21 protein-coding genes and 1 riboswitch are annotated in these 20896 nt (G+C 72.4%); of the genes, 11 read left to right on the forward strand and 10 right to left on the reverse strand.

Annotation, left to right across the window (positions count from 1 at the left end; genetic code table 11):
- Positions 1-118: 118 nt before the first annotated feature.
- The 3 genes from C7C45_RS26680 to C7C45_RS26690 form a co-directional block, all read right to left on the reverse strand.
- Positions 119-1468: an FAD-dependent oxidoreductase gene (locus tag C7C45_RS26680; RefSeq protein ID WP_110566527.1), complete on the reverse strand. Its 1350-nt coding sequence runs from the start codon at positions 1466-1468 to the stop codon at positions 119-121.
- 1 nt (position 1469) lies between these two features.
- Positions 1470-1820, reverse strand: coding sequence for a TcmI family type II polyketide cyclase (locus tag C7C45_RS26685; RefSeq protein ID WP_110566529.1), 351 nt, complete (start codon positions 1818-1820; stop codon positions 1470-1472).
- Positions 1821-1910: 90 nt separating this feature from the next.
- Entirely contained in the window at positions 1911-2708 is a 798-nt protein-coding gene (locus C7C45_RS26690) for an AfsR/SARP family transcriptional regulator (protein WP_110566531.1), read from the reverse strand.
- Positions 2709-3153: 445 nt separating this feature from the next.
- On the opposite strand from C7C45_RS26690, the gene C7C45_RS26695 reads away from it, so the two are divergent.
- The 9 genes from C7C45_RS26695 (at position 3154) to C7C45_RS26735 (ending at position 11300) form a co-directional block, all read left to right on the forward strand.
- The gene (locus tag C7C45_RS26695; RefSeq protein WP_110566533.1) at positions 3154-3492 is read left to right on the forward strand and encodes a TcmI family type II polyketide cyclase; all 339 of its coding nucleotides are present in this window, start codon (positions 3154-3156) and stop codon (positions 3490-3492) included.
- On the forward strand, positions 3489-5240 hold the full coding sequence (locus tag C7C45_RS26700) for an acetyl-CoA carboxylase carboxyltransferase subunit alpha (RefSeq protein WP_110566535.1): 1752 nt from the start codon (positions 3489-3491) through the stop codon (positions 5238-5240). The genes C7C45_RS26695 and C7C45_RS26700 overlap by 4 nt, the downstream gene beginning before the upstream one ends.
- A gap of 65 nt (positions 5241-5305) precedes the next feature.
- On the forward strand, positions 5306-5845 hold the full coding sequence (gene accB, locus C7C45_RS26705; protein WP_425271176.1) for an acetyl-CoA carboxylase biotin carboxyl carrier protein: 540 nt from the start codon (positions 5306-5308) through the stop codon (positions 5843-5845).
- Positions 5846-5864: 19 nt separating this feature from the next.
- Entirely contained in the window at positions 5865-7295 is a 1431-nt protein-coding gene (locus C7C45_RS26710; RefSeq protein ID WP_110566537.1) for an acetyl-CoA carboxylase biotin carboxylase subunit, read from the forward strand.
- The gene (locus C7C45_RS26715; RefSeq protein WP_110566539.1) at positions 7292-8047 is read left to right on the forward strand and encodes an SRPBCC family protein; all 756 of its coding nucleotides are present in this window, start codon (positions 7292-7294) and stop codon (positions 8045-8047) included. Before C7C45_RS26710 ends, C7C45_RS26715 begins: the two co-directional genes overlap by 4 nt.
- Complete coding sequence (locus C7C45_RS26720; RefSeq protein ID WP_110566541.1) at positions 8040-8444, forward strand: cupin domain-containing protein; 405 nt, start codon at positions 8040-8042, stop codon at positions 8442-8444. The genes C7C45_RS26715 and C7C45_RS26720 overlap by 8 nt, the downstream gene beginning before the upstream one ends.
- A complete protein-coding gene (locus C7C45_RS26725) occupies positions 8441-9715 on the forward strand; it encodes a beta-ketoacyl-[acyl-carrier-protein] synthase family protein (protein ID WP_110566543.1) in 1275 nt (424 codons plus the stop codon). Before C7C45_RS26720 ends, C7C45_RS26725 begins: the two co-directional genes overlap by 4 nt.
- Positions 9712-10980, forward strand: a complete 1269-nt coding sequence (locus tag C7C45_RS26730) for a beta-ketoacyl synthase N-terminal-like domain-containing protein (protein ID WP_110566545.1) — start codon at positions 9712-9714, stop codon at positions 10978-10980. Before C7C45_RS26725 ends, C7C45_RS26730 begins: the two co-directional genes overlap by 4 nt.
- Positions 10977-11300, forward strand: a complete 324-nt coding sequence (locus tag C7C45_RS26735; protein WP_110566547.1) for an antibiotic biosynthesis monooxygenase family protein — start codon at positions 10977-10979, stop codon at positions 11298-11300. Before C7C45_RS26730 ends, C7C45_RS26735 begins: the two co-directional genes overlap by 4 nt.
- Before the next feature lie 86 nt (positions 11301-11386).
- On the opposite strand, the gene C7C45_RS26740 is transcribed toward C7C45_RS26735, so the two are convergent.
- The 3 genes from C7C45_RS26740 to C7C45_RS26750 form a co-directional block, all read right to left on the reverse strand.
- Entirely contained in the window at positions 11387-13321 is a 1935-nt protein-coding gene (locus C7C45_RS26740) for a S1 family peptidase (RefSeq protein WP_167454839.1), read from the reverse strand.
- Between the two features lie 242 nt (positions 13322-13563).
- Positions 13564-14391 carry an exo-alpha-sialidase gene (locus C7C45_RS26745; RefSeq protein ID WP_244200589.1) on the reverse strand — a complete coding sequence of 276 codons (828 nt, stop codon included), beginning with the start codon at positions 14389-14391 and terminating at the stop codon, positions 13564-13566.
- A 76-nt stretch (positions 14392-14467) separates the two neighbouring features.
- The gene (locus tag C7C45_RS26750) at positions 14468-15388 is read right to left on the reverse strand and encodes an aminoglycoside phosphotransferase family protein (RefSeq protein ID WP_110566551.1); all 921 of its coding nucleotides are present in this window, start codon (positions 15386-15388) and stop codon (positions 14468-14470) included.
- A 152-nt stretch (positions 15389-15540) separates the two neighbouring features.
- Here C7C45_RS26750 and C7C45_RS26755 point away from each other — a divergent pair, with 152 nt between their 5' ends.
- Positions 15541-16620: an alpha-hydroxy acid oxidase gene (locus C7C45_RS26755; protein WP_110566553.1), complete on the forward strand. Its 1080-nt coding sequence runs from the start codon at positions 15541-15543 to the stop codon at positions 16618-16620.
- 104 nt (positions 16621-16724) lie between these two features.
- Positions 16725-16985 carry a hypothetical protein gene (locus C7C45_RS26760; protein WP_110566555.1) on the forward strand — a complete coding sequence of 87 codons (261 nt, stop codon included), beginning with the start codon at positions 16725-16727 and terminating at the stop codon, positions 16983-16985.
- A gap of 124 nt (positions 16986-17109) precedes the next feature.
- On the opposite strand, the gene C7C45_RS26765 is transcribed toward C7C45_RS26760, so the two are convergent.
- The 4 genes from C7C45_RS26765 to C7C45_RS26780 form a co-directional block, all read right to left on the reverse strand.
- Complete coding sequence (locus C7C45_RS26765; RefSeq protein WP_110566557.1) at positions 17110-18546, reverse strand: glycine hydroxymethyltransferase; 1437 nt, start codon at positions 18544-18546, stop codon at positions 17110-17112.
- A 19-nt stretch (positions 18547-18565) separates the two neighbouring features.
- Positions 18566-18656, reverse strand: a riboswitch (ZMP/ZTP riboswitch).
- 70 nt (positions 18657-18726) lie between these two features.
- On the reverse strand, positions 18727-19227 hold the full coding sequence (locus C7C45_RS26770; protein ID WP_110566559.1) for a hemerythrin domain-containing protein: 501 nt from the start codon (positions 19225-19227) through the stop codon (positions 18727-18729).
- A gap of 80 nt (positions 19228-19307) precedes the next feature.
- Positions 19308-20177, reverse strand: coding sequence for an NAD(P)H-hydrate dehydratase (locus C7C45_RS26775; protein ID WP_110566561.1), 870 nt, complete (start codon positions 20175-20177; stop codon positions 19308-19310).
- Complete coding sequence (locus tag C7C45_RS26780) at positions 20161-20892, reverse strand: histidine phosphatase family protein (protein WP_110566563.1); 732 nt, start codon at positions 20890-20892, stop codon at positions 20161-20163. The genes C7C45_RS26775 and C7C45_RS26780 overlap by 17 nt, the downstream gene beginning before the upstream one ends.
- Positions 20893-20896 lie beyond the last annotated feature (4 nt).

The raw sequence follows: 20896 nt of genomic DNA on the forward strand, positions 1-20896 counted from the left end.
GACCGACGGTCACCGCCGGCCGCCGGCTGCGCCCACGCTACCTCGCCGCCCGGCGGTGCGACCGGCTACTTGCTCACTCGAAGTGATCCGCCCAGCTCAGTGGAGGAGGAAGCCGCCCTCAGTCCTGGTCGCCCTCGTAGGTGTGGAAGTCGTCGACGAACCGACGGCGCAGTCGTGGCACCCGGCTGGTCACTCCGAAGTACCCACGGGCGCCGGCCAGCGCGAGGCGACCCACCACCGGCCGGTACATCCGGTCGTCGCCGCTGGTACCGCTGCGGTTGAGCGATTCGGCGACCCGCGCGAAGCCGTACGGCACCATCGCGGCCTCGTAGTCCGCCACCGCCTGCAGCAGCGTCTTGTCGCCGGCGACGGCGCGGCTGAGTTGCGCACAGAGCAGACGAGCGTCCCGCAGCGCCGTGTTCGCGCCCACCCCGCGACCAGGGGTCATGGTGTGGATGGCGTCGCCGAGCATGGTGACGGTGCTGCTCTTCCAGGGCGGCACCGGCTCGGACGTGGACACCTTGATCGGTAGGGCGCTGCCGGGATCCGCGCGGGTCAGCAGCTCCCGCAGGTTCGAGTGCCAGTTCGAGGTGAGGTCCCGGGCGACACGCAGCACGTCCTCGCCGCGGCGCTCCATGACGTCGGGTGGGAACCGGCGGGCCGTACTCCAGATGATCAGGTTGATGTTGTCGGTGGTGGTGTCGTGGGACAGGCCGGGCCATTCCCGCAGCAGTGCGGCGTCGGCGTCGGCGACGCCGTGCTTGATCGCCCGTTGGGCGTCCCACTTGAACTCCATGACGTGCAGCACGCCCATCATTCCGCCGACGCCGAAGATCAGCGAGATGCCCTGACGGACCCGCTCCGGTACGAGACTACGGGTGTGCGCGGTCAGCGGGATCCGGGTGGCGATGTTGATGGTGCCGGCGTCGCGGGTGACGGCGTGCGGCAGGTACTGGCGGCGTACCGCCGAGTGGGTGCCGTCCGCCGCCACCAGCAGGTCGCCGGAGGCGCTGGTGCCGTCGGCGAAGTACGCGGTGACCGTGCCGTCGTCGCGCTGCTCGTAGCGGGTGCAGGTCTTGTCGAAGTGCACCACGTCGTCCAGGCCGGTCAGCAGCACCTGGCGCAGCACCATTCGGGCCACCGAATGTTCGGTGTGCACCGGGTCGGCGCTCGGCCGCAGGGCGAACGAGGCGGTCTGGCGTAGCCCCTGGGTCACCACGTTGAAGTAGTGCGGCGGCCGGGCGCAGGTGGCCAGGAAGGTGGCGAACAGCTCCGGGGGCAGACACTCCCGTAGTGCCCGGCTGCCGGTCGGGCCGATGCCCACCCGGTAGCCGAGCAGCCCCTCGGTGCGGTCGCGGTGCCGTTCGTAGACGGCGACGCTGATCCCGGCGCGGCGCAGGCCGTGCGCCAGGCACAGCCCGCCCGTGCCGGCGCCGATGATGAGGACGTGCGGTGGCGCGACGGACATGTCAGCCGGCCGGGCGCGCTGCGGCCGCGGGTGCGGCGTCCCACCGGTAGAAACAGCCGGCGATCGCGTCGCGGGGGGAGCGCCAGGTCGGCAGGTACGGCGACGTGTGCGCGGAGAGCCGCTCGTTGACCTGCTGGAAGAGCGGGTGGTTGCGGGCGGCCGCGAGCGCGTCCGGGTCGACGTCGTCCGAGGTCTCCAGCACGTGGACGTACAGGTCGTGCAGGCAGTACAGGGACCGGTGCGTGACGCCGGTCAGACCGGGGAGGTCGGTGGCGTCGGATTCGGCGAAGATCTGCGCGACCCGCCCCTCCGCGCCTGGGATGATCCGGCTGACGATCAGTAGACGACTCATGGGATTCCTTCCGCCGGTGGCGTCGCGACCCGAAAATCAGCGCCGCGTGCTCTGTGCGCCCACCGTGCCGCAGCGCCTGTCACATCACCGTCACGTACGCCGGACGGCTGGTGACGGGCGATCGGTGACCGCGCCCCGGGTGGCCTGGCGGATCGGGGCGAGCGTGTCGTCGAGCAGGGCGCTCATCGCGGGGCTCGGCTCCAGGCGTAACTCCCTGCGCAGCAGGTCCCGGTAGACGTAGAAGGCGTGCACGGCTTCGAAGGCGTTGCCCTCGGCCAGGTGGATGCGGACCACCAGCCGGTGGGGCGTCTCCCGTAACGGCTCGGCGGCCATCGCCTCCAGCGCGGCGTCGAGGGCCTCGCCGTGCCGCCCCGCGGTCAGGTGTTGCCCGGCCACCTGTTCCAGCATGTGCAGGCGGAGTTGGCGCAGTCGCTCCCGGTCCAGCAACACCCAGTCGTCGTACCAGCCGGGCAGGAGATCGTGCCGGCCGGCGGCGAGCGCTCCGGCCGCGATGCGGGGGTCGTCGCCGTCGCGGACCCGGGCCGCGGTGCCGACCAGGTCGTCCACGTCGAGCCGGACCGCCGGGCCGAGCCGTACGGTGTCGCTGGCGATGGTCATCGGGCAGCACGGGTCCTGCCGAAGTCGCCACAGCGCGGTGCGCAGGGAGGACAGCGCCCGTTCCTCGGACGCCTCGGGCCAGAGCAGCCCCGCGAGTTGGCTGCGGGTGGCGCCGGGACGCAGCCCGATCAGCGCGATCACCCGTTGCAGGCCGCGCGGCACCACGACCGGCACCGCCTCGCGTAGGAGTCGGAAGCCGCCGAGCAGGTGCAGCGAGACGCCCTTTTCGGGCGGGTCGCCGGCGGTCGGCACGGACGGGTCAGCGGTCACGGCGGCACCCCCTACGGAACGCTCGTCCCGACTGTCTGCTGTGTCCCGGATAGGTCGCCCGTGACGCCACTGTCGGCCCCACCGGTGGGGGCACCACCCACGGCTGCCGGGCGCGGCCCACCCCGTCGAGGCGGCCGGGCTGACCACGGTGAAGATTATCAATAGCGATCACGCTGAGTCAACGCCGTCGTGAATGTTCTATTGGCGACAGTCAACCTGAGATCCGTTCTGAACTGCCCAAACGTCCATCTGGCCCGCCGTGCCCCGGTGCGGGGACGCATAGCTGATACACAGGTTGCGTCAACGCAGCGTCACCATCGAGCATCGCTGGTCGGGCCTGACCGGTGACGCCGCCGTGACGAGGGCTGCCGCATCGTGTCGGCAGTCGTCCAGCGCGCCCGGGGGTCACCCGTTGCCGGCCGGACGCCGTGGGGGGAGGCCCAGTATGGACCGATCGCTGATCGTCGCGAAGGTGGATCCGAACGCCGAGGAGCGGGTCGCCGAGATCTTCGCCGAGTCGGACGCGACGGAGCTGCCGCGTCTGGTCGGTGTCCGGCACCGCTCGCTGTACCGGCTGCACGACCTGTACGTGCACCTGCTCGAGACCGAGCAGCCGGCGCAGAGCGCCGTGGAGAACGCGCGCGGCCATCCCGAGTTCATCCGGGTCAGTGACCGTCTGCGCCCGTACGTGTCGCCGTACCTGTCGACCTGGCGCTCACCGCGCGACGCGATGGCGCAGTGCTTCTACCGGTTCGACGCCCCGGACGCCCGGCGGCGGTCGTGACGGCCACCGCGCCACGCGAGGAGCAGCTCTGGTCCCGCTGCGCCGGCTGCGCGAGCCTGCTCTACCGCAAACGGTTACGCCGCAACCTGGACGTCTGCCCGGAGTGTGGGGAGCACGCCCGCCTCGCCGCCCCGGAACGCCTGCGCCAGCTCGTCGACCCGGGATCGCTGCGCCCACTGCCCGACGAGCTGCCCGAGGCGGATCCGATCGACTTCGTCGACGTCCTGCCGTACTCGCACCGGCTCAGCGCCGCACGGGCCAGCACCGGCCTGGCCGAGGCGGTCGTCTGCGCCACGGCCACCATCGGTGGGCACCCGGCCGTGTTGGCGGTGATGGACTTCCGCTTCCTCGGCGGCAGCCTCGGCTGCGCGGTGGGTGAGCTGATCACCCGCGCCGCCGAACGAGCGCTGGACGACCGCACCCCGCTCATCCTGGTCACCGCCTCCGGCGGGGCGCGTATGCAGGAGGGCGCGCTGTCGTTGATGCAGATGGCCACCGTCAGCCAGGCCATCGCCGCGCTGCGTGAGGCGGGTCTGCTCACCGTGAGCGTCCTCACCGACCCGACCTACGGCGGGGTGGCCGCGTCGTTCGCCACCAACACCGATCTGGTGCTCGCCGAGAGCGGCGCGCGAATGGGCTTCGCCGGTCCCCGGGTGATCCGCCAGGTCACCGGCCGCGCACTGCCGGAGGGCTTCCAGACTGCCGACGTGCTGCTCCGCCACGGGCAGGTCGACATGGTGGTGCAGCGCCGGTCGCTGCGTGGACGGCTGGGAGCGTTGCTCGCCGCCACCAGCCCGACCCGCGCCAGCCGTCCGACCCGTCCGCCCGTACCCCGGCAGGAGCCGGCACCGCTTCGCGAACATCTCGCCGACGCCGCCCCGGCGCTCCCGGCCGACCCGACGCCACCGACCACCCCAGGAGCCCCGGCGGTACGCGACGCGTGGGACACCGTCCGGATGGCTCGACACCCCGGGCGACCCACCACACTGGACTACCTCGACTCGGTCTTCGACGGGTTCGTGGAGCTGCACGGCGATCGGCTCGGCGGGGACTGCCCGGCCATCGTGGGCGGTGTGGCGCGGCTGGCGGACCGGCACGTCATGGTCATCGGCCATCAGAAGGGGCACAACACCGCCGAACTGGTGGCCCGCAACTTCGGTATGGCCAGCCCGGCCGGGCATCGCAAGGCGCTGCGGCTGATGCGCCTCGCCGCCCGGCTCGGCCTGCCCGTCGTCACTCTCGTGGACACCCCCGGCGCCGACCCCGGGGTGAGCGCCGAGGAGCAGGGCCAGGCGGCGGCCATCGCGGAGAACATCCTCACCCTCACCGTGTTGCCCACCCCCGTGCTCGCGGTGATCACCGGAGAGGGCGGCAGCGGCGGCGCACTCGCCCTCGCCGTCGCCGACCGGGTGCTGATGCTGGAGAACGCCGTCTACTCGGTGATCAGCCCCGAGGGCTGCGCGGCCATCCTCTGGCCGGACCGGTCCGCGGCCCCGCAGGCGGCCCGGGCGCTGCGACTGACCGCACCCGACCTGTGCCGGCTCGGCGTGGTCGACGAGGTCGTGCCGGAGCCGTCGACCGCCGCGCACGACAACCCGGCGGAGACCGCCCACCGGTTGCGCGCCGCCCTGCTGACGAATCTGCTGCCGCTGCTGGACGTGCCGCCCGCGATGCTGGTCCGCCTGCGCCGGCAGCGCTTCCGGCGCTTCGGCTCGACCCGCGCCGGTGTCCGGGCAGGTGCCCGGTGACCAGCGGCGACGGGACGACGACCGTCGAGGCGACCCACGACGCCGGGGTGCACGGCGAGGAGGCGCTGGCCGGGGTGCACGGCGAGGAGGCGCTGGCCGGGGTGCACGGCGAGGAGGCGCTGGCCGGGGTGCACGGCGAGGAGGCGCTGGCCGTGTTGCGCCGGCAGGCACAGCACCTGATCGCCGAACTGGCCGGGCCGGTGCGCCGGATCCGGCTGCGCAGCGGGCCCGCGGTGCTGGAAGTCGAGTGGCACCCCGAAGACCTGGCCCGCGCGGACGTACCTCTGCAGCGTGCCGAGGCGGCGCCGCCGGGCGCGGCGCCAGCCGGCGCACCAGCGGCGCTGAACTGGCCGCCGGTGCCGGGCCGTGCCGCGGTGCGGGCACCCATCGTCGGCACCTTCTACCGGGCGGCGGAGCCCGGCGCGAAGCCCTTCGTCGCGGTGGGCGACCTCGTCCGCCCCGGCCAGCCGGTCGCCATCGTCGAGGCGATGAAGCTGATGAACGAAGTGACCGCCGACCGCGCCGGCCGGGTGGTCGCGATCCTCGTCGAGGACGGCCACCCGGTCGAGTACGACCAGCCGCTGGTCGAGCTGGACCCGGCATGACCGCACAGGGTGGTTGACCATGTTCGAGACTGTGCTGATCGCCAATCGGGGCGAGATCGCGCTGCGGGTGCTGCGCGCCTGCAAGGAGCTGGGCGTGCGAACGGCGGTGGTCTACTCCGCCGCGGACGCCGACTCGGCGGTGGTCCGCCTCGCCGACCAGGCCGTCCGGATCGGACCCGCGTCGAGCCGGCGCAGCTACCTCAACGCCGCGGCGATCGTCGAGGCGGCCCGACAGGTGGGCGCGCAGGCCGTGCACCCCGGCTACGGCTTCCTCTCCGAGGACGCCGACTTCGCCGAGATCTGCGCGGACAACGGGCTGACCTTCATCGGCCCGCCGCCGGCGGTGATGGCCGCGCTGGCCGACAAGTCCTCGGCACGCGCGCTGATGAGCCGTGCCGGCCTACCACTGTCGCCGGGCAGCGTCGCGCCCGTGCCGAACGCCGCCGCGGCGGCAGAGGTGGCCGAGGCCGTCGGCTACCCGGTGATCGTGAAGGCCACCGCCGGCGGTGGCGGCCGGGGGATGACGGTCGTGCACGCCCCGGGCGAGCTGCGCCGGGCGTACGCCCGCACCCGGGCCGCCGCCCAGGCTGCCTTCGGCGACGACCGGGTGTACGTCGAGCGTTACCTGAGCGAGGCGCGGCACGTCGAGGTGCAGGTGCTCTGCGACTCCCACGGAAACGGGGTGCACCTGGGCACCCGGGACTGCTCGGTGCAACGCCGGCACCAGAAGCTGGTCGAGGAGGCGCCCGCCCCGGCGCTGCCCGCCGCCGTCCTCGACACCATCGCGGAGACCGCGCTGCGGGGTGCGCTCAAGGTCGGCTTCGTCGGTGCCGGCACGCTGGAGTTCCTGGTCGACGCCGAGGAACAGTTCCACTTCCTGGAGATCAACTGCCGGATCCAGGTGGAGCACCCGGTCACCGAGATGGTCACCGGGATCGACCTGGTGCACGAGCAACTGCACATCGCCGCCGGGGTGCCGCTGCGCTGGCGGCAGGAGGAGATCCACCTGCACGGCGTCGCGGTGGAGTGCCGGGTCAACACCGAGGACCCCGAGCGCGACTTCGCCCCGACACCGGGCCGGCTGGAGCGTTTCACCCCACCCGGCGGCCCGTTCACCAGGGTGGACACCCACGCCAGCGCCGGCTACCTGATCGGCCCCTGGTACGACTCCCTACTGGCCAAGGTGATCGTCTGGGCGCCGGACCGGGAGCTGGCCCTCAACCGCCTCGAACGCGCCCTGGAGGAGTTCGACATCGCCGGGCCGGGCGTGCACACCACCATCCCGTTCGTCCGGCGGGTGCTCGACGACGCCGCATTCCGCAAGGGCCGCTACACCACCGGCCTGGTCGACCGTCTGCTCGCCGCGCCCGCGCAGCGGCCGACGGCCACCCCCGCACCGCGCCCCGCGCCCGCCGCGGAGCCCGACGTAACCCACAGGAGGACCCGATGACCGTCACCCATGGTCGCCCGATGACCGCCGAGATCACCGACATCCTGGTGGCGCACTGCGGGCTGGACGCCGACGCGGCGGCCCAGGCGCCCGCCGCGTCGCTGGAAGAGTTGGGCATGGACTCACTCGCCCTGCTGGAGCTCTCCGCGGTCGTCGCCGACCGGTGGCAGGTGAGCATCCCCGAGCAGGCCGGGCAGCTCAGCATCTCGGCGGTGGCCGACCTGGTCACCCGCCGCGTCGACCCGCCCGGGCACACCGAGAACGGCGTGGTCATCGACGCGCCGCTGGCCCTGGTCTGGGAGGTGACGAACGACGTGGCGAACTGGACCGAGCTGTTCACCGAGTACGCCGTGGTGGACATCCTGCACCGCGACGGGCAGACCGTGCGGTTCCGCCTCACCATGTACCCCGACGAGAACGGAGTGTCCTGGAGTTGGGTCAGCGAACGCACCGCCGACCCGGTGAGCAGGCAGGTCCGGGCGTACCGGGTGGAGACCGGGCCGTTCGAGTACATGCGGATCCACTGGCGTTACGCCGAGGAGGCCGGCGGCACCCGGATGACCTGGACGCAGGACTTCGCGATGAAACCGACCGCGCCGGTCGACAACGCCGCGATGACCGAGCGGATCAACACCAACAGCGCCATCCAACTCGCGGTGATCAAGGACCGGGTGGAGCGGATCGCCCGGCAGCGCGCCGACGAGGACGTTCCGGCGGGCAGCGACGAGTCGACGGAGGCCGGCGATGAGTGACCTGGGCACGCGGCCGATCGCCGCCGGGGACGTACCCGCCGACCGGCGACGCGGCGGTGAACTGCGGGTGCTGCTCGGCCCCCGCACCGTCGGCAGCACCTCGGGCTTCCTCGGGGTGGCCGCCCTCGCACCGGGGGAGCGGATCGCTGAGCACTACCACCCCTACAGCGAGGAGTTCCTGTACGTGGTGCGCGGGGCGATCACCGTCGACCTGGACGACCAGCCGACGCTCCTGGCCGCCGGTGAGGCGCTGTTCGTGCCGGTGAACGTGCGGCACCGCCTGCGCAACACCGGCGTCGAACCGGCCGAGGTGGTCTTCCACCTCGGTCCGCTCGCCCCCCGCCCTGAGTTGGGGCACGTCGACACGGAACTCGTCGAGCAGCGGGGCGGGTCATGACTGGGCGCCGCACGGTGGTGACCGGGGTCGGGGTGGTCGCCCCCGGCGGCGCCAGCCGGGACCGGTTCTGGAAGACCATCACCGAGGGGCGGACCGCCACCCGGCGGATCAGCTTCTTCGACCCGTCGGCGTTCCGTTCGCAGATCGCCGCCGAGTGCGACTTCGACCCGATCGCCGCGGGGCTCACCGAGGCCGAACGACGCCGGGCCGACCGGTACGTGCAGTTCGCGCTGGCCTGTTCCGCCGAGGCCGTCGCCGACGCCGGGTTGGTGCTCACCGACGCCGAGCGGGACCGGGCCGGGGTGGTGCTCGGCACCGCCGTGGGCGGCACGATGGCGCTGGAGCAGGAGTACGTCACCGTCAGCGAGCACGGCCGGCGTTGGCTGGTCGACGGTGCGCGCGGTGGCCCGTACCTCTATCAGGCGCTGGTGCCCAGCAGCCTCGCCGCCGACGTGGCCTGCCGACATGGGCTGCACGGCCCGGCGCAGGTGGTGTCCACCGGCTGCACCTCCGGCATCGACGCCATCGGCTACGCCCATCAGATGATCGTGGACGGTGAGGCGGACGTGATGCTGGCCGGCGCGGCCGACTCGCCGATCTCGCCGGTCACCGTCGCCTCGTTCGACGCGATCAAGGCGACCAGCCCGGACAACGACGACCCGGCGCACGCCTCCCGCCCGTTCGACGCCGACCGGCACGGGTTCGTGCTGGCCGAGGGCGGGGCGGTGCTGGTGTTGGAGGAGGCCGGGCACGCCCGCCGGCGGGGCGCGCACATCTACTGCGAGGTGGCCGGCTACGCCAGCCGCAGCAACGGTTACCACATGACCGGGCTGCGCCCGGACGGCCTGGAGATGAGCCTTGCCGTCACGGACGCGCTCAAGCAGGGGCGGATCCTTCCCGAGCAGGTCTCCTACATCAGCGCGCACGGCTCGGGCACCCGGCAGAACGACCGGCACGAGACGGCCGCGTTCAAACGGGCGCTGGGCCAGGCCGCCTACCGGGTACCGATCAGCTCGATCAAATCGATGGTCGGGCATTCGCTCGGCGCGATCGGGTCGATCGAGATGGCCGCCTGCGCGCTGGCCATCGAGTTCGGTGTGGTGCCGCCGACGGCGAACTGGAGCACCCGGGACCCCGAGTGCGACCTGGACTACGTTCCGAACGAGGCACGGGAGGTCCCCGTGGACGTCGCGCTGTCGGTGGGCAGCGGGTTCGGTGGCTTCCAGTCGGCGATGGTGTTCCGCCGGCTGGCCGGGACGGTGGCGGCGTGAGCGCCAGTGCCGACGGCACCACCGCCCGGGCGGTGGTGACCGGCATCGGGGTGGTCGCGCCGAGCGGCATCGGCGCGGACGCGCACTGGCGTACGGTGCTGGCCGGCACCCGCCGGACCGGGCCGATCACGCTGTTCGACCCGTCCGGCTACCCGACCCGGCACGGCGGGGAGGTGCCCGGCTTCACCGCCGACTCCTACGCCGACAGTCGACAGTTGGTGCAGACCGACCGGTGGACACACCTCGGGTTCGCCGCCACCCGGCTGGCGTTGGCCGACGCGGGCCTGCCCGACCGGGCCCCCGACCCGTACGGCTACGCGGTGACCCTGGCCAGCTCGTCCGGGGGAAACCTGTTCGGCCAGCGGGAGCTGCAACGGCTCTGGGGTGGGTCGTCGCGGACGGTCGGGGCGTACCAGTCGATCGCCTGGTTCTACGCGGCCAGCGTCGGTCAGCTCTCCATCCACCACCAGTTCAAGGGGCCGAGCGGGGTGCTGGTCGCGGAGGCGGCCGGCGGGCTGGACAGCCTCGCCCACGCCGCCCGCGCGATCCGTCGGGGCACGCCGGTGGTGATCGCCGGGGCCACCGAGTGCCCGCTCAGCCCGTACGCGCTGGCCTGCCAGTTGCGCTCCGGGCTGCTCAGCGACGTCTCCGATCCGGAGCGGGCGTACCGGCCGTTCGACGCCACGGCCAGCGGCTACCTGCCGGCCGAGGGGGGAGCGGTGTTCGTGGTGGAGGAGCTGGGGCACGCGTTGGCCCGGGGCGCCCGCGTCTACGGTGAGGTGAGCGGTTGGGGCTCCACCCACGACGCCGCGCACACCACGGCGGACAGTGCCGGCGACCCGGCCCAGTACGCGCGGGCGATGCGGCTGGCCCTGGACCGGGCCGGCGTCGCGGCGGCCGGGATCGACGTGGTGCTGCCCGACGCCCTCGGCGTGCGCCGCTACGACCGCAGCGAGGCCGAGGCGCTGCGGGCCGTCTTCGCCGACCGGCCGCCTCCGGTGACCACGCAGAAGCCGCTGACCGGGCGGGCGTACCAGGGCGGGTCGGCGTTGGACGTGGCCACCGCGCTGCTCGCCTTCGCGCACGACACGCTGCCCGCGTCCGCCGGACCGGACGAGGTTGCCGAGGGGTGTGAGCTGGACTTCCTGCGCGAGCACCGGCAGCCGCGGAGCAGGCTAGCGCTGGTCTGCGCGCGGGGCTTCGACGGGTTCAACAGTGCGCTGGTCCTGCGCGGGTCGGTGCCGATGAGGGGAGAGACGCCATGAGCGATCAGCGGGCCCGGGTGGTGTTCCTGGTACGGGTGCCGGTGCCGCGCACCGAACAGTTCCTCGCCGCGTACGAGGAGGTGCGGCACCTGGTCGCCGACGGGGTGCCGGGACACGTGGTCGACCAGGTGTGCCGCTCGTCGACCGACCCCGAGCAGTGGTTGATCACCAGCGAGTGGGCGAGCCTGGCCGACTTCGAGGCCTGGGAACGCACCCCGGAGCACCGGGACCTGGTGCGCCCGATGCGGGAGTGCTTCACCGACGCCCGCTCGCTGCGTTTCCACATCCACGCCCAGACGCCGGCCTTCGCGGCGGGCTGATCACGCTCACCAGCGGCGGATCCGGTCCGAACGCCAGCGCCGCGGCCGCTCCTGACCGTGGTGGCCAGGAGCGACCGCTGTGCTGCTCAGCTGTCGGTGACCGTCGGCTGGCTGAACCAGCCGTGCAGGGTCACCACCAGGTGTACGGTGCCGCTGCTGACGTTCAGGATCCTGATCTGACCCGGCGTTGGATGGAAGCCGATGCGGCCCTCGGCCCGACTGACCTTGGTCACCAACATCGTTGTCCGGGCGTGGTGACCCGCGGTGAAGTTCGACACCGACGGGTTCGTCACGATCGGTCCGTCCGGGGTGGAGGCGTAGACCCCCCTGTCGGGCTCGACAGTGAGGAAGCCGCTGGTGGTCGGGCTTATCGTCGTGATCGAGATCAGAGCGCCGTCCATCGCGTTCGGTGGAAGGCCGAGGACGTTGCCGAGGTTGAGGAACAGATCATCCTTCGCCTTGATAGGCGCCCCGCCGTTGGCCCGCGTGTCCACGACCTGGGTGGCCTGCGCGAGACGTAGATCCGCACCCAGGGTCGGGGACGCCGCGACGTAACCCTGCAGGGTGATGACCAGGTGCACGGCCGGGCCACGATTCACGAAGGTGACCTGGCCGGTCGAGGAGACCTTGACGGCGACACCCTGTGAGGTGATTCCGCTGGCGTAGTCCAGCACGCTGCTCGGGTCGGCAGTGCCGCCCGTCGGGGACGCGGTGAGGTAGCCGCCACCTGTCGCACCGACGACGGTCACCTCGAGCAGCGCGTTGCTGGCGCCGGCCGGGATGCCGTATTCCCCGGTCAGCGTGAACGTGCGGCTGCCGCCGCTGGGGATCGTGCCGGTGGTGGTGCCGGTGCCGTTGCGGGTGTCGACCACGCGGGTGTGTGGCAGCGCGACGAGGCCGCCGCCACCGCTGTTCGTGAAGTAGCCGTGCACGTCGATCCGGACGTGCGTACTGTCGCCCTGGGAGTACACGGAGAGCTTGCCGTCAGGCCCCACCTTGACCACCTGCGTGGTGGAGATCGTCTCACCGGCGGAGGCGTTGATCGAGGACGTGGTCGGCCGGGTCGAGCCGCTCGGGTAGACGATCAGGTAGGCGTTGGTGGTGGGGTTGATCGCCGTCACGTCCACCAGGACGGCGGTGACCGCGGTGGCCGGGACACCCGCGACCCCGAGCGCCTGGACGTCGGTCGTGCTGCCACCGGTGCGTGGGCCCGCGGGGGCGCCGACGCCGCTGCGAGTGTCCAGCAGGGCGCCGCCGGTGGGCAGCGCGACGTAGCTGTTGCGCGTGCTCTGGGCGATCCAGTCGCCGAGGTCGTCGACCCGGACCTCGGTGGCGGTGCGGCGGGTATCGGACTCGGCGAGACAGCCGCCCTGCCAGGAGCGGTCGTGCAGGGCGACCAGTTGCGGCGCGCCCGAGCCGGCCCGCACCAGCGGACCGCCGGCGTCACCCTTGCAGAGGCTGGTGGCGTTGTCGGTGCCGTCGATGGTCAGGGTCTGGCCGGTGACGGCGGAGACCGCGAACGCGCCCGCGTGCAGCTTGTCGGGAACCCATTCGGTGGCGGTACGGCCGAAGCCGGCGGCCATGAGCTGCTCGCCTACTGTCGCGGCGGCGCCGAGAGCGATCGGCGTGACACCCTTCGCCGGCCGATCGAGTTGCGCGAGCACCACGTTGCGGGAGGGGTGCGGCACCAGCGAGGTGACGCTCACAACGTGGCCGTCCGTGGAGGTCAGATCCGTGCGACCGACCGTGACGGTCGTCGGGCGGGTCGGCGGGCCAGCCACGACGGGTTGGCCCTCGTTGGTAAGGCAGCTGGTGGTCGTGATCACCCAGGTGGGGTCGACCAGGGCCGCGGAACAGGCCCCGAGGTCGTTCTGGATTTTGGCGGTGAACAGATAGGTGCCCGCGGGCACCGGGCTGACACCGCTCACCGCCTGTGCGGTGGCGCTGATGATCGTGCTCGCGGCGACGACGACGGCCACAAACGCCGAGCCCTTCGCCAGGCGACTGTGGGTTGTACGCATGCTCCTCTTTCCGGTCAGCCTTGTGCTGGCAGACCCCCCGTCAGGTCGTGGAGACCGCCCCGTCGGGACGACGATAGCGGCTGGCGTCGCCGCCCGTGGTCCCATCGACGGTCCGTTGTGGACGGTGCGATCAGGCGGTCAGGCGTACCTCGGCGAGATAGACGCACGTCCGCTCCTCGTGAGAGGAGTAGTAGCTGACCCAGAGCAGATCGTCGTGCCAGACCAGTCCCGGATAGCTGGTGTCACCGCCGGAGGGCAGCGTGACCAGTTCGGTCAGCTCGCCCCGCTCCGGGTCGACGGCGCAGATCGCGGTGGCGTACCTCGCCGTCGAGCAGCCGCACCCCGGCCAGCAGGCGCCCGTCCGGCAGCCGGAGCAGCGCCGGGCCGCCCACCTGGACGCCCAGGTCGGTCCACCGCCATTCCCGGTACGGCGGTCGGGCCCGGCCGAGCTGCGCGCTGGCGTCGTCACCGTCGCGGCGCAGCAGGCAGTACGCGGTGCCGTCCGGGTCGAAGACCAACCCGGACTCGTTGGGGTAGCCGCCCTCGAAGAGCGTCGGCACCCACGGCTCAAGGTCGACACCGTCGCCACTGCGGTAGAGCCGGGCGAACCGTGGCTCGCGGGTGGCGTAGCCGACGCCGTACATCGTGTCGTTGTGCCAGGCCGCACGCCACACCCAGACGCCCGGCTCGCCGACCGGGATCGGATCGCCCCAGTCGTACCCGTCCGCGGAAATCCAGGTCACCGTCTGGAACGTCTTGCTGGTCTCCCCGGTGGCCGCCGCCGCCAGGAGTTGCAGCCGTCCGTCGGGCCGCGGAACGAAGCGCGGGTCGCGCAGGTCGGCCCCGGCCCACCGCACCTCGGCAGCCGACCGCCAGGACCGGCCGTCGCCCGAGGTCAGCACCCGGATCACACCGTCCTCGGAGAGGTGGGTCCGCGCCGCACGGAAGGCACAGAACCAGCTCCCGGCGTACCGAACGAGGTCGGTGAAGGCGCTGTGCGGCGCGCTGTCGCCGATCCGTCGCACGGCGGTGACCTCGGCGGCGAGGCGACGGGTGGGTGACGACGTCATGCGCGGCGGCCTCCTGGGCACGAAGGAGCAGGACGACGGCCGAGGCTAGCCGGCCCGGCCGATGCCCACCCGACTGTCAGGCGAACGGGCGGCGAACGAGCAGTTCGCCGAGCACGTGCCGGGCCTCGGCGGCCTTGGCCGGCTCCGGATTGTCCAGGGTGATCAGCGCCTTCCACAGTGCCCAGCCGCGCCCCCGGGCCCAGGTGATGTCGTCGAGGCCGAGCGCGTCGTGGAATGCCGCCCGGCTGGGTCCGTGCAGCAGGGTCCAGGCGAGGACGGTGTCGCAGGCGGGATCGCCGACGCCGCAGCAACCGAAGTCGATGACCGCGGCGAGCCGGCCGTCGCGGACCAACAGATTGCCGTACGCGACGTCGCCGTGGAACCAGACCGGCGGCCCGGAGAAGGTGGCGTCGAGGGCGGCCTGCCAGATGCTCGTCACCGCGTCGACGGGTAGCCGGTCCCGGTGCGTCTCGATCGCCGCCCGGGTTTCCGCATCGTAGGTGGACAGTGGGCCGCCCCGCCAGGCGCTGTGCGCGCCAGCCGCCGGGGCGTCACTGGTGTCGACCGCCCGCAGGGCGCGCAGGAAGGCGGCGAGATCGGTGGCGAACCTGGTCAGATCGTCGATCCGCTCGGCGCGGGCGGTCCGCCCGTCGATCCACCGGTAGACCGACCACGGGTACGGGTAGCCGCCGTCGGCCCGTCCGTACGCCAGCGGGGTCGGCACCTCCAGGGGCAGTCGCGGGCCGAGCACCGGCAGCCAACGCTGCTCCTTGTCGACCTGAAGGGCATACCCCGCGCCGCTGGGCAGCCGCACGCTCATCGTGTCGCCCAGGTGGAAGGTGCGGTTGTCCCAGCCGCCCACCTCGACGGGGCGGATCGGCAGGTGTGCCCACCGGGGGAACTGCTCGGCCACCAGGCGCCGCACCAGGGCCACATCGATCCGATCGGCACCGAAGTCGTTGCTGCCGGTCACGTCGGAAAGAGGCTGCGCACTCATCCGTCCGAGCCTGCGGGGGCCGCCCGGCGTCCCGCAACCGAATTCGCGCTTGATCACCTCGATTGACGCTCATCGTCGGCGGAGCTAGGTTTCTGAACCGTCGTCGGCGTGTAGACGGCCAGCAGACACGGGGGTGCGAGGTGGTTGAGCCGATGCTGACCGACCGACCGGCGGTGTCGCTCGACGACTACACCGAGCGGGCCCGGGCGGTGCTGCCGCCGGACGTGTGGGACTACGTCGCGGGCGGCAGCGCGGCCGAGGTGACCCTGGCCGCCAACCGTCGCGGGCTGGACCGGGTCGCCGTGCTGCCCCGGGTGCTGCGCGGGGTGGGCGCCGTCGACCTCCGCACCCGGCTGCTCGGCCGCCCGTACGCCATGCCGGTCGGGGTGGCGCCGATGGCGTACCAGCGGCTGTTGCACCCGGACGGGGAGTTGGCGCTGGCGGCGGCGGCCGGCGCGGCCGGGGTGCCGTACGTGGCCAGCACACTGGCCAGCACACCGATCGAACAGATCACCGGCGCGGGCGCGGAGGTCTGGTTCCAGCTCTACTGGCTGCGTGAACGCGCCATGGTCCGCGACCTGCTGGACCGGGCCGTCGCGGCGGGTTGCCGGGCACTGATGCTCACCGTGGACGTCCCGGTGCTCGGCCGCCACCCCCGGGACCTTCGCAACGCGTTCCGGCTGCCGGCCGACGTGGTCGCCGCGAATCTGCCGGACGGCCGCGACGCCCTGGCGCACGCCGGCGCACCGGGAGTGGCCGCGGTCGCCACGTCGTTCGCGCCGGCGCTGCGCTGGGCGGACCTTGCCTGGCTACGGGAGCAGGTCGACCTGCCGCTGGTGGTCAAGGGCGTGCTGGACCCCCGCGACGCGGTCGAGGCGGTGCGGGTCGGCGCGGACGCGGTGGTCGTCTCCAATCACGGCGGCCGGCAGCTCGACGGGGCGCCGGCCAGCATCACCATGCTGCCGGAGGTGCTCGACGCCGTCGGCGACCGGTGCCAGGTGCTGCTGGACAGCGGCGTCCGGGGCGGCACCGACGTGCTGCGGGCGCTCGCGCTGGGAGCAGCCGGGGTCCTGGTCGGCAGGCCGCTGCTCTGGGCGCTGGCCGTCGGCGGTCAACCCGCCGCGCGGGACGCGCTCGCCCTGCTCGCCGCGGAGCTGACCGACGCGTTGACCCTGGCCGGTTGTCCCGACCCGGCTGCGGCGGGGGACCTGCGTACGGTCGAGGTGCGTTGAACGGTGACCGTCCACGCTCGGCACCCCTTGTGGTTGACACACCGCGTTCACCGGATGGCAAAGGGCGACGGCCCGCGTACCGCCGTCCTGGGTGGACGGTCATAATGGGCCGCATGGTTGCCTGGGAGTACGCCCTGCTCGTCCGCCGCTATCAGGGACAGGGCCGCAATTTCCATGTCTCGTTCGTCTGGTACGCCCCGGACGGGTCGCGCAAGGACATCACCGCCTTCGGTGACACCGCCATCGCGCACCTCAACCGCGCCGGCCGGGAGGGGTGGGAGCTGGTCTCCGCCGCCGAAGACGTGAACAACGTCCAGGGCAGCACCGAAGTCCACCGCTACCACCTCAAGCGTCCCCTGGCCTGAGGTTCGGGCGTGGCCAGGCAGTTACTCCGGTGAGCGATATACCGCTGAGTCATGAATATGACCCAGCGGTATATCGCTCATTCCAGCGACCGCCACCGACGGCGTTACGCCGGACGAGGAGCTGTCAGGCCAGATCGATGGCCGGGTAGAGCGGGTGGGGGGCCAACAGATCGGTGGCCTGGCGGGCGACCTTGTCGGCCAGGTCGGGGTCGAGGTTGTACTTGGCCTTCGAGGCGGTGCCGTCGGCGTTCGCGCCAGCGGTGGTCTGGGTCAGCACGGTGTGGATCAGCTCCGCGGTCTGGTCCATCTCGGCGGTGCCCAGGCCGCGGGTGGTCAGTGCCGGGGTGCCGATCCGGATCCCGGACGTGTACCAGGCCCCGTTCGGGTCCTGCGGGACCGAGTTGCGGTTGGTGACGATGCCCGAGTCGAGCAGGGCCTGCTCGGCCTGCCGGCCGGTGAGCCCGTAACCGGACACGTCGATCAGCACCAGGTGGTTGTCGGTGCCGCCGGTGACCAGCTTCGCGCCCCGGCGCAGCAGCCCCTCGGCGAGGGCCTGCGCGTTGTCCACGATCCGCTGGGCGTAGTCGGCGAAGTCGGGGCGGCGGGCCTCCGCGAGGGCGACCGCCTTCGCGGCCATCACGTGCGGCAGCGGACCACCGAGCACCATCGGGCAGCCCCGGTCCACCTGGTCGGCCAGCTCCGGCTGGCAGAGCACCATGCCGCCGCGCGGGCCACGCAACGACTTGTGCGTGGTCGTGGTGACGATGTGCGCGTGCGGCACCGGATCGAAGTCGCCGGTGAACACCTTGCCCGCCACCAGGCCGGCGAAGTGCGCCATGTCGACCATGAAGGTGGCGCCGACCGAGTCGGCGATCTCCCGCAGGATCCGGAAGTTCACCTTCCGCGGGTACGCCGAGTAGCCGCCGACCAGGATCAGCGGCTTGAACTCGCGGGCCGCCTCGGCCACCCGGTCGTAGTCGATCAGACCGGTCGCCGGGTCGGTGCCGTAACTGCGCTGGTCGAACATCTTGCCGGAGATGTTCGGCCGGAAACCGTGGGTGAGGTGGCCGCCGGCGTCCAGGGACATGCCGAGCATCCGCTGGTTGCCCAGCTCCCGACGCAGGGCGAACCAGTCGGCCTCGGTGAGATCGTTGACCTGGCGGACCTGCGCCTTCTTCAACGCGGGGGACTCCACCCGGTCCGCCAACACCGCCCAGAACGCGACCAGGTTGGCGTCGATGCCCGAGTGCGGCTGCACGTACGCGTGCGCGGCGCCGAACAGCTCCCGGGCGTGCTCGGCGGCGAGCGCCTCGACGGTGTCGACGTTCTGGCAGCCGGCGTAGAAGCGGCGCCCGACGGTGCCCTCGGCGTACTTGTCACTGAACCAGTTGCCCATCGCCAGGAGCGTCGCCGGCGAGGCGTAGTTCTCGCTGGCGATGAGCTTGAGCGACTCCCGTTGGTCGGTCAGCTCGGCGCCGATGGCGTCGGCCACCCGCGGCTCGACAGCGCGGATCACCTCAAGGGCGCTCCGGAATGCGGTGGACTCGGCGTTGCGCGACATGCGACCTCCAACAGACGTGCGGGAAGGCCCAGGCGCTCGGCAAACGTCCTCGTGACGGGGCCGCTCCCCGATGGTTGTCCATCCCAAACGCGCCAGTAACGGCCCGGTCCGATCCTACCGGGCCGGCCGGGGTCGTCCCGGGCGACCTCCGTACGCCGCGCGCCCGAGGGGTTGGGCGGCTCAGGCGGTCACCGCGTCCATCGCCTTCTTGATCGCCTTCGGGGCGGTGGGGGTGCGCGGGGCGTCCGCCCGCAGCGCGATCATCCTCTCGCCGATCTCCTGCAACTGCTTGCGACCCAGGGCGTCGCGGACCTTGGGGAACCACTCCTCCTCTTCCTCCTCGACGTGGTGGGTCACGTTCTCGATCAGCACCGTCGTCTTGGCGTTGAAGCGTTCGTCGGTGGCATCCATGCCGGCCAACTCGGCGCAGAGGACGTCGGCGACGTGGTGCTCCTCGTACGACTCGAGGATGTCGTCCTCCAGGTCGGGCAGCAGGCGGCGGACCTCCGGGTACATCACCTCGTTCTCGAGGTAGGTGTGCACCGTCAGGGCCTCGAGGATCTGGTCCACCAGCTTCTGCCGCTGGCTCGCCGGCCCCTCCTCGGCATCCTGGAAGGCCTTCAACAGGCGGCGCATCTCCTTGTGGTCCTCTTTGAGCAGGACGATGGCATCGGTTGACACGGGTATGACCTCCCTGGGTCTCGGCTGGTGCGAATCCGGTACCCAGCAGGTCAAATGCGGAAACAGCGGATATCAGCCGATCAGACCATCGACAGTGTTCCGGGGATCTCGTCGAGCAACTCCCGGGCGAGGAAGCCGATCCGCCCGTACCGGGGGATCAGCCGCTGGCCGCTCACCGCGTGCGCGAAGGAGCCCCAGCAGGCGGCCTGCGCCGGGTCCGCGCCCCGCGACAGCAGCCCCGCCAGCAACCCGGCGAGCACGTCCCCGCTACCGGAGGTGCCCAGCCCGGCGTCGCCGCTCTCCTCGCGCCAACCACGCCCGTCCGGAGCGGCCACGTGCCCGTAGAGCGACACGACCGCCTCGTACCGGGTGGCCAGCTCGGCCGCCTCGGCGTCCAGGTCGTCGCCCGGGTCCCGCCCGAGCAGGTGCCCGGCCTCGGTGACGTTCGGGGTGAGCACCACGGGCCGGCCCGAGCCGACCAGCAGGTCCGGTGCGTGGCTGAGCGCACCCAGGGCGTACGCGTCGAGGACCAGCGACGTCTGCGGCCGGGCGGCGTCCAGGACCAGACTCAGCAGCCGGTTGGTTTCGTCGATCGCCTTCAGCCCCGGCCCGACAACCACCACGTCGGCCTGAGCGACCAGCTCGCCGAGCTGGCCCTCCCGATCGGCGGCGACCGCGCCGTCGGGGGTCTCCGGCAACCCGACCACCAGCGCCTCGGGCACCTGGATGCTCAGCGTGGCGGCGGTGGACTCGGCGGCGGCGAGCTGGAGCACCCCGGCGCCGGCGCGCAGCGCGGCCACCCCGGCGAGCAGCACCGCACCGGGGGTGAAGCGGGACCCGCCGACCACCAGCACGGTGCCCCGGCTCTGCTTGCCACCGACCGGCACCGGTAGCGCCCAGTCCCGCAGCAGTCCCGGCGTGATCACCTTCACCTCAGACCGGCTCGGCATGGATCTCGTCCTCCCTGGTCGGTTGGGCGCCCTGCCGGTGCAGGTGGCCGACCTCGTTGAATCCGCCCAGGCGCAAGCGATCCTGGTCGTCGGCGGACCAGTCGGTGATCGAGCAGTTGGCGATCACGTGCTCGCGGGTCAGCGCCATCAGGTCCGACTCGGTCAACCCCTCCACCAGGTACCGCAGCAGAAAGACCAGCGCGTCGTGGCCGAAGAGCAGAACACGTCGGCCCTCGTGGTCCCGGCGCAGGTCGCCGAGGAGCGTGCGCAGCCGCAGCGCCACGTCGGTCCAGGACTCCCCACCCGGCGGCCGGTAGTAGAACTTGCCGAGCCGGGCTCGGCGCTCCGCCTCGTCGGGATACCGGCGGCGCACCCCGTGCCCGGTCAAGCCGTCGAGGATGCCCAGCTCCCGGTCGCGTAGCCGCTCGTCCCGGCTCACCGGCACCCCGGTGTCGTGCAGCGCCAACTCGGCGGTGGACACCGCCCGCAGGTACGGCGACACCACCGCCACGTCCGGCCGGCGGTCCGGGGGCAGCCCGGTCAACCAGCGGCCGGTGGCCCGGGCCTGCTCCTCGCCGGTGGGGGAGAGCGGCACGTCGGCGTCGCGGTGACTGAGCCCGATCAGCTCTTCGCCGGACGCCTCGGCGTGCGTCGCCGCCACGTTCGCGGTGCTCTCACCGTGCCGAATGATCCAGAGCGTCGCCAGTTCCGCCATGCCG

Source organism: Micromonospora arborensis, assembly GCF_003205615.1.
Lineage (GTDB): Bacteria > Actinomycetota > Actinomycetes > Mycobacteriales > Micromonosporaceae > Micromonospora > Micromonospora arborensis.